The organism is Desulfofustis glycolicus DSM 9705 (assembly GCF_900130015.1).
In the GTDB taxonomy this organism is placed as follows: Bacteria; Desulfobacterota; Desulfobulbia; order Desulfobulbales; family Desulfocapsaceae; genus Desulfofustis; species Desulfofustis glycolicus.
Window position 1 is genome coordinate 1 of record NZ_FQXS01000058.1, and the last position, 6,501, is coordinate 6,501.

A 6,501-nucleotide genomic window follows, 5' to 3' on the forward strand; every position below is an offset into this window, starting at 1 on the left:
GGATAACCTTCGGGTTCATCACAGCAAGGTCGTGCGGAAATGGCTTTCTGAACATCAGGACCAGATAGAAGTTTTTTATCTGCCGCCGTATACGCCGGAACACAACCCGGATGAATACTTGAACGGGAATCTCAAGCAACGAATACGGTCCGGTTTGCCGGCCAGAAATAGTGACGATCTGGCAAAGAAAACGAGGTCGTTTATGAAGACCCTTCAGCGACGACCAAATCATGTCAAAAGTTACTTCAAACATCCACTTGTCCGATATGCGGCATGACTTCGATATTTAGACACCGGAGCAATAATCACATTTCCAGGTTGAAGGGGCAACTGACCATGAAGCTTGACTCGAACTTAATTTTTCAAGAGCCTCTATATCTATTTTTAAGATGATAGAAAATATGTCCATTCTGCTTGAAAATTGGCTTTGCATCATTTTCAAAAAATTCTTCTATGTGATGGCGTTTTGTTTCGTCCAAATGATGAAGCCAAGACAGAGCTAGGTCTTCCCGTAAAAGCACATAAGACAGGTCTCGTGCCTGCAGCATTTCAAGAACTGACTTGTCATGATTTTCAGAACGCAGAAAAACTGACAATAGGCTTGATGGAGAATACGGTTGGTCAAAAACCGGTTTGAAGTCCATATAATACCCCCTGTTTCCAAGGAAAAGACAAAGAACCTTGGTGTCGGGAGAAGTAACTGAATTAGCAAGTTTAATGGCCGGGTACTCCGGGCGAAATAAGGAGATGTAATTGTCTCTACTTATCTCACCGTTTAGGAAGGGAAGGGGTTGAATGCTAGTATATTGCTCTGCAATGTATTTTGTATTGTACCATAGCATTATGATTGAGATAGCTGTTATAACTATGGATAAACGACCAGTGCCAGTCTCGGAAATCCACTTAAAATTGGCTATAGTAGAGTCAATGCGCTCCAGTCCGAACATTGAGAGAATTACCAAGGCCGGAACGATTGCGGCAACATAGCGGATGCGCAACGCTTCTTGGAAAAAAGTGAAGAAGAAATAAAGAAGGGCAAAAGCAAGGAAGATAAACCGATCGTTTTGTCTGTTTTTCTCCGGCAGCTTAATGAGTATGGCAAAAAATGGCAGGAACAATAAAAATGGGGTCAATTTGCCATCGAAATAACGTGGATCATCATCTCTGCCTTCAAGAAAAAAGCGGAAAGGGAGTAACAGGGTTTGCCACCACTGCTCATTATAGAGAATCCTTCGGGTAATAAAATGATTTCCACGTTTTTGATTAGAAGTCTTTACTTGTTTCTGCACCTTGTCTATCGCTGATTCCTGTATGCCATTTGCTGTGACAGGAGAAACAATTCTCTTGATTAGAGCATCATGCAGCGGATAAATGGGGTTACCGGTCCACAGAGCATTCCTGGTTAGCCAAGGCGAAAACGTGATGATAGCTATTGTCAGAAACAAGAGACAATACAGCAATGCCATGCCGTTTGATCGTTTGTCTGGGCTGGTTAATCGCTGAAAGATGATTGGTACAAAAAGCGTCAGCACAACGATACTGACAATACCATTATATTTGGTGCCGGCAGCTAAACCACAACAAATACCCGCCCACATCAACCGGCTTATCCTAAAGTCCGTTCTCGCCCAGGATAGCAGTAGCAACAAAGAAGCTGTCGTAAAGAAAACCACACCAAGGTCCACGTACACTGTAATGGATAGTTTGACGATAACCGGTATCGACAGAAAGAAAAGAGCACCGAGGAGTGCATAATTGAAGCTGAGTTCTCTTTTGAGGTAATTGAAGATCAATCCGGCGGTTAGCAGTGCAAAGAGATAGTGGATATATTTCGGGATGATATCGTTACCGAAATAGAGAGGGATCATATACAATAGATCCAGATTCATGGGGTAATAAGAAAATGGAATCTCAGGGATTTCGTAAATGCCACCATGTTGTAGGTACAGCTTGGGAACGAAAAGGTGGTGGGTCAGCGCGTCTCGGTCTACAGGGGGGACGGAGCCGAGCACGATGGTCGCCACTATCAGGGCTAGCAGCAAAAAAAATAGGGCGATGGTGATGTAATTAGTTTGGGCTGGCAATGATGGCAGGCTGGAGTCTTTGTGAAGGCTCATCGTATAATTGATTGCAGGATTTCAGGTGGGATTTTGCCTTGATAAACCTTTCCATCAATATCATAGCTTGGTGTACCGGTAATTTCCATTCTCATGCCACGGCGTATATCGGCAAGAAGGATATCTCGTATTTGTGGGTGCTTGGTAGCGGCCGCCAGCTCACCTGAAGAAAAGCCGGTCATCGCCGCCAGAGTTCTGGTATTGAACGGTTGTTTTTCCTGGCCGATTGTGTAGAGCGCATCGTTCATTTCCCAGAATGCACCTTGAGAGGCGGCGTAGATGGCGATCATGGCCATCTTGCCAGAGCCAACATGGAACGGCTCAGGGACGATAAGCGAGTTGAATTCTTGGTCCATTGGATAATGATGGTGGACTAACCTGATTTTGTCGGGATGTTCGTTGATTAATCGGCGCAGGAAAAGATGCATCTTCCCGCATTGGAAACATTGGTAATCGGTGTATTCATGGATTGTGACGAGTGGCGATTCGGCACCGATCCAAGGATGGCCTTCATCAGTTAAGCCATTCGAGACGTTTTGGTCTGGATCAGGGAAGGTATAGTGCCAGTAAGGGGGCAGCAAAAGACGGACCAAAAAAAAGGCAATCAACAGGACGATGATTCCGATTACTGGATACGGGCGCCGGTTGAGATACTTGACCGCATTAATGAAACCGACAGGGAACTGATCAGTTCCAAAGCGGCGGATAATGATGAGGCTGTAGAAAAACAGAGCGAAATTTATGCCATAGCTAAAGATGCAGAGGATGCAATAGGCGTTGATCTTAGTTGAAGAGATATAAGCAAAATAGAGAGAAACAAGGGAATAGATTCCTCCTAACCCGCAAAGAACATACCAAACCGAGATGGAGGTGGACGATTTGCGCACGGTTGTCAGGAAAATGAAAAGAAATAAGAGATAGGCAAAGATGCCCCAAAACGCTAAGGGAACTCCCAGTAGTATGGACCACGGACTCTGCGACACGGTATCGCAATTGATTGATGTGGACAGGGCGCAAAAACTGCTAAAGGTTATATCTACATAGTTCTGGACATGCAGATAGGCGAGATAGATCGAATCGCCAAGACCGAGGAGCAGCAGGATAAAAACGGGAATGGTATAAAAACGGTATGGGTAAGAAGTTTTGTCGCCGGGAAGGCTATTGCGCTGGATCATGCTGATTGTCGCTGTTGTAACGATTGAGGTCGGTGATGGTATCCATAGCTGTCTGGACAATAACCGGTTTGATCAAGTCTACGTTAATGGGCACTGCCGCATAATCGGTGCGGGCTTGTTCCAAGAATGAAACGAGAGAAACAATGCCATGCCCAGAAAGGAGTTGCAAGCTGTATTGGCGGGCACCCTGCCTGTCACCGACCAACAAGCGATTTTCTATCAGACTACAAAGGATTCGCCGGTCCTGAGGAAAGGTTTGCGATGCTCGCTTAAGAAACCAGAGTCCCTGATCGAGGTGGCCGGCCTTGCTCAAGGCTACACCGATATTATAGAAATAGCGCTGCTTATTGACAAAGGCGCGGGGCATTGCTTGCTGGGCACTGTGCGCAGCTTCATCAGGCCTGTTTAGCCACAGCAGTATCATTGCCCTCAGATTATAAAATCTGCCTTGCTGGTCATTTTCTTCTATGAGAAGATTGATCTGTTCCAAGGCTTCAGTGAAATTTCCCTGCAATGTCAATACTTGAGCTAGATCAAAGCGCGAGGTTGTAAAATTGGGGTTTTGTTGGACCGACTCTTGGAAATAGTGAACGGCTTGATCCAGTAAACCGTAATTCATATAGACCTTGCCGATATTGCCGATAATTGCCGCTTCAAAAGAGGTCCGCGGACTTTCGCGTTCCAGGGCCTTGCGAAGCAGTATCACGGCGGTGTGAAGGTTTTCCGGGGTCTTCTCCTTTTGCCAGCCGTAGATTTCTCCCAGTTTGGCAAAAGGCCTGGCGTTATTTGGGGCTTTAGTGAGGGCGTCAGCCCACAGGCTTTCCTCGCTCGCCCAAGCGCTGTTTCGAGTGTATGTGGCAAGGCCGAGCATGATCAGCAGGAGGGGAACAACGACAATGATAGCGGCATGCACCAATCGCATGGAGGAAGCACTCCAGTTGAGCAGATACCTGATTCCCGCTGCAACTGGCAGAAACAAAAAGAACGATGGCAAATAGTTGCGGTGTTCGAAGATAAGTTCTAACGGAATAATTGTTGATTCGATAATATGGTTGATAAAGAAAAACAGAATGGCGAAACTGAGCAATGGATTTTTTCGGAACCGGATTATAGCGAAAACAATAAGAATTAATACGATCAGTATGGATGGTAGCGTTGTCCATGGTTGGAAAAGGGAGGTGGATAACGGGAAACTATGATCAATCGATAATCGTGCCGGAGATGGATAGAATAGGAGAGATAGATAAAGCAATAAAATAGCAGGTTGGGTCAAGAGCCGTTCTTTGACGGAAAATGGCCTGCTACCGATTGGTTCTGAAAATGATTGGAGGAGATTGCGGTCAATTGCGTAATAGAATGCAGCAAGGAAAAAGAAGATAGTGGCGCCTACAAGGATTGCCAGGATGATTTTTGCCGCACGATCGTTTCTCTTGAAAAAACATAACTCCAACAGCAGTAAGGTGGGAATGAGGGTGACGGCGTTTTCTTTGCAGCCCAGTGCCAGGAGAAAAAAGATAACACAAAGGATAAGATGGAGAATTGTTTGTCTGTTTACTTGTGTTTGGCGAGCGAGAACATAGTGATAGATTGAGATGATGAAGAACATGGCAGCCATTGATGCCATGCGTTGGACGATATAGGTGACTGCTTGGGTTTGGATGGGATTGATGGCCCAGAGGCAGGTGCTGAGCATGGCGACAAACAAGACGTCATTATCAGAAAATCTCTTTGTGTAAGCTGAATGTTCTAAAATAGCTTTAATTGTTTTAAATAAGAAAAACGATGCAAATAAATGTATTAAAAGGTTGATAAGATGATAATTGAAAGGGTTGTCATTTCCATAATACCAATTAATAGCAAAAGTAAAATTAGAAATAGGGCGATAAAATTTATTTTCAGCAAATGGTTTTGCAAAAAATGTTTGCAGAATATTTTTTGGTGATAAGTCAGATATATGAAGAGAATAATTTTTCGTAATATTTGGTGGATCGTCTAGTTGCCAAGGAACATAAAAGGTGTTGTTATATACTAGTATAATTAATAACAACAAGGGAATAACTAATGATAGTTGGCTACATCTCATCATGAATTTGATATATAATATTTAAAAAGGGGAACCCTGCATTAAGCGGGCTTCCCCTTTCTACACAAAAATATACTGATATTATGTTTATTATTCGGTAATGACTTTCGTATAGACTCCTGGTTCAGTATTGCTCCAGAAACCGGTGGGGAAGTCAGCTTCAAGCATAGCTCCTTGGTAAGCAAGAGGGCATCGTCCTGATCCATCGGTTACCGTTATAGTGATAGCTTCGTTAGGATTAGTTGCAGTAATAGTGAAAGAGTTATCCCCAGAGATTTCTGTTAACGTAATGGCTCCATCTGATATAGATGTATTGCTTGGAATCGAGAAATAATCGGCAACAGCCGCAGCAATATTGTTCGCATCTGATTCAGCCTGGGAACAGAAAGCCTTATTCCTGTAGGCGATGAAGTTCGGGATGGCGATTGCTGCCAGGATACCGATGATAGCGATGACGATCATCAATTCGATCAGGGTGAAGCCTTTTTCGTTGTGGTTGATTCTCAGTTTGTTCATGGCGTTTCCTCCCAGAAACATGGTTGTTAGACATATGCCTTTTCAGTGGCACAATTTGGTTGATGCCATACCAGCAAAGATAGTGCCAGGTGGCTAGAAAACTTTCTGTTACTTTTGATATTATTGTTATTACAAGTATATATCGGTTGATGAGGCTACTTGAAGGAGAGTTGACCGTCAATAAAAAAAAGATTGCTCCCCACATCTGAACAATTTCTGACGCAGAGCCGCTATTGATGTGACAAAAAATGTCATGGTTCGGTCGGCAATTACGAAGCATGGTAACAGGCTTGTTTGGAGCGGATGTTCCAGACACAAAATGAAGTAACACCTTGATTTGCTGTTTTAAAGTAGCGATTTTAGAGAGAATTATGTAGGCATCAAATTTTACTCTATATATTTGACATAGTGTGTTATGTATGGTAAAAAGCAGGCATCATGCATATCCACCGAGTCAAATCAAAGCGCGGCGACAAGGTCTATACCCAGATTTTGCTTCGCGAATCGTACCGGGAGCGCGGAGAGCACGGCTCCAAAGTCAAGAAACGGACCCTGCTCAACCTGACTAAATATCCCGAGTCGGTTATCTCGGCGATTGAACTGGCCCTGA

5 protein-coding genes are annotated in these 6,501 nt (G+C 44.1%); 1 reads left to right on the forward strand and 4 read right to left on the reverse strand.

Annotated elements, in window-relative coordinates; all coding sequences use genetic code 11:
* The first annotated feature begins 31 nt into the window (after window positions 1–31).
* Window positions 32–277, forward strand: coding sequence for a transposase (locus BUC26_RS21955; protein ID WP_244155934.1), 246 nt, complete (start codon window positions 32–34; stop codon window positions 275–277).
* 85 nt (window positions 278–362) lie between these two features.
* On the opposite strand, the gene BUC26_RS21960 is transcribed toward BUC26_RS21955, so the two are convergent.
* From BUC26_RS21960 to BUC26_RS24470, 4 genes are all read right to left on the reverse strand, one after another.
* Window positions 363–2,117 (reverse strand): ArnT family glycosyltransferase, encoded by a 1,755-nt coding sequence (locus BUC26_RS21960; RefSeq protein ID WP_073379499.1) that lies wholly within the window; start codon window positions 2,115–2,117, stop codon window positions 363–365.
* Window positions 2,114–3,292, reverse strand: coding sequence for a vitamin K epoxide reductase/DsbA family protein (locus tag BUC26_RS21965; RefSeq protein WP_073379502.1), 1,179 nt, complete (start codon window positions 3,290–3,292; stop codon window positions 2,114–2,116). Before BUC26_RS21965 ends, BUC26_RS21960 begins: the two co-directional genes overlap by 4 nt.
* Window positions 3,276–5,378 carry a tetratricopeptide repeat protein gene (locus BUC26_RS21970; RefSeq protein WP_084540852.1) on the reverse strand — a complete coding sequence of 701 codons (2,103 nt, stop codon included), beginning with the start codon at window positions 5,376–5,378 and terminating at the stop codon, window positions 3,276–3,278. The genes BUC26_RS21965 and BUC26_RS21970 overlap by 17 nt, the downstream gene beginning before the upstream one ends.
* A gap of 87 nt (window positions 5,379–5,465) precedes the next feature.
* Window positions 5,466–5,891, reverse strand: a complete 426-nt coding sequence (locus BUC26_RS24470) for a prepilin-type N-terminal cleavage/methylation domain-containing protein (protein ID WP_084540853.1) — start codon at window positions 5,889–5,891, stop codon at window positions 5,466–5,468.
* Window positions 5,892–6,501 lie beyond the last annotated feature (610 nt).

Bases quoted from the DNA above. Each gene is read 5' to 3' on its own strand.
- BUC26_RS24470 (WP_084540853.1), bottom strand. From the start codon at position 5,891: ATGAACAAACTGAGAATCAACCACAACGAAAAAGGCTTCACCCTGATC.
- BUC26_RS21960 (WP_073379499.1), bottom strand. From the start codon at position 2,117: ATGAGCCTTCACAAAGACTCCAGCCTGCCATCATTGCCAGCCCAAACT.
- BUC26_RS21970 (WP_084540852.1), bottom strand. From the start codon at position 5,378: ATGATGAGATGTAGCCAACTATCATTAGTTATTCCCTTGTTGTTATTA.
- BUC26_RS21965 (WP_073379502.1), bottom strand. From the start codon at position 3,292: ATGATCCAGCGCAATAGCCTTCCCGGCGACAAAACTTCTTACCCATAC.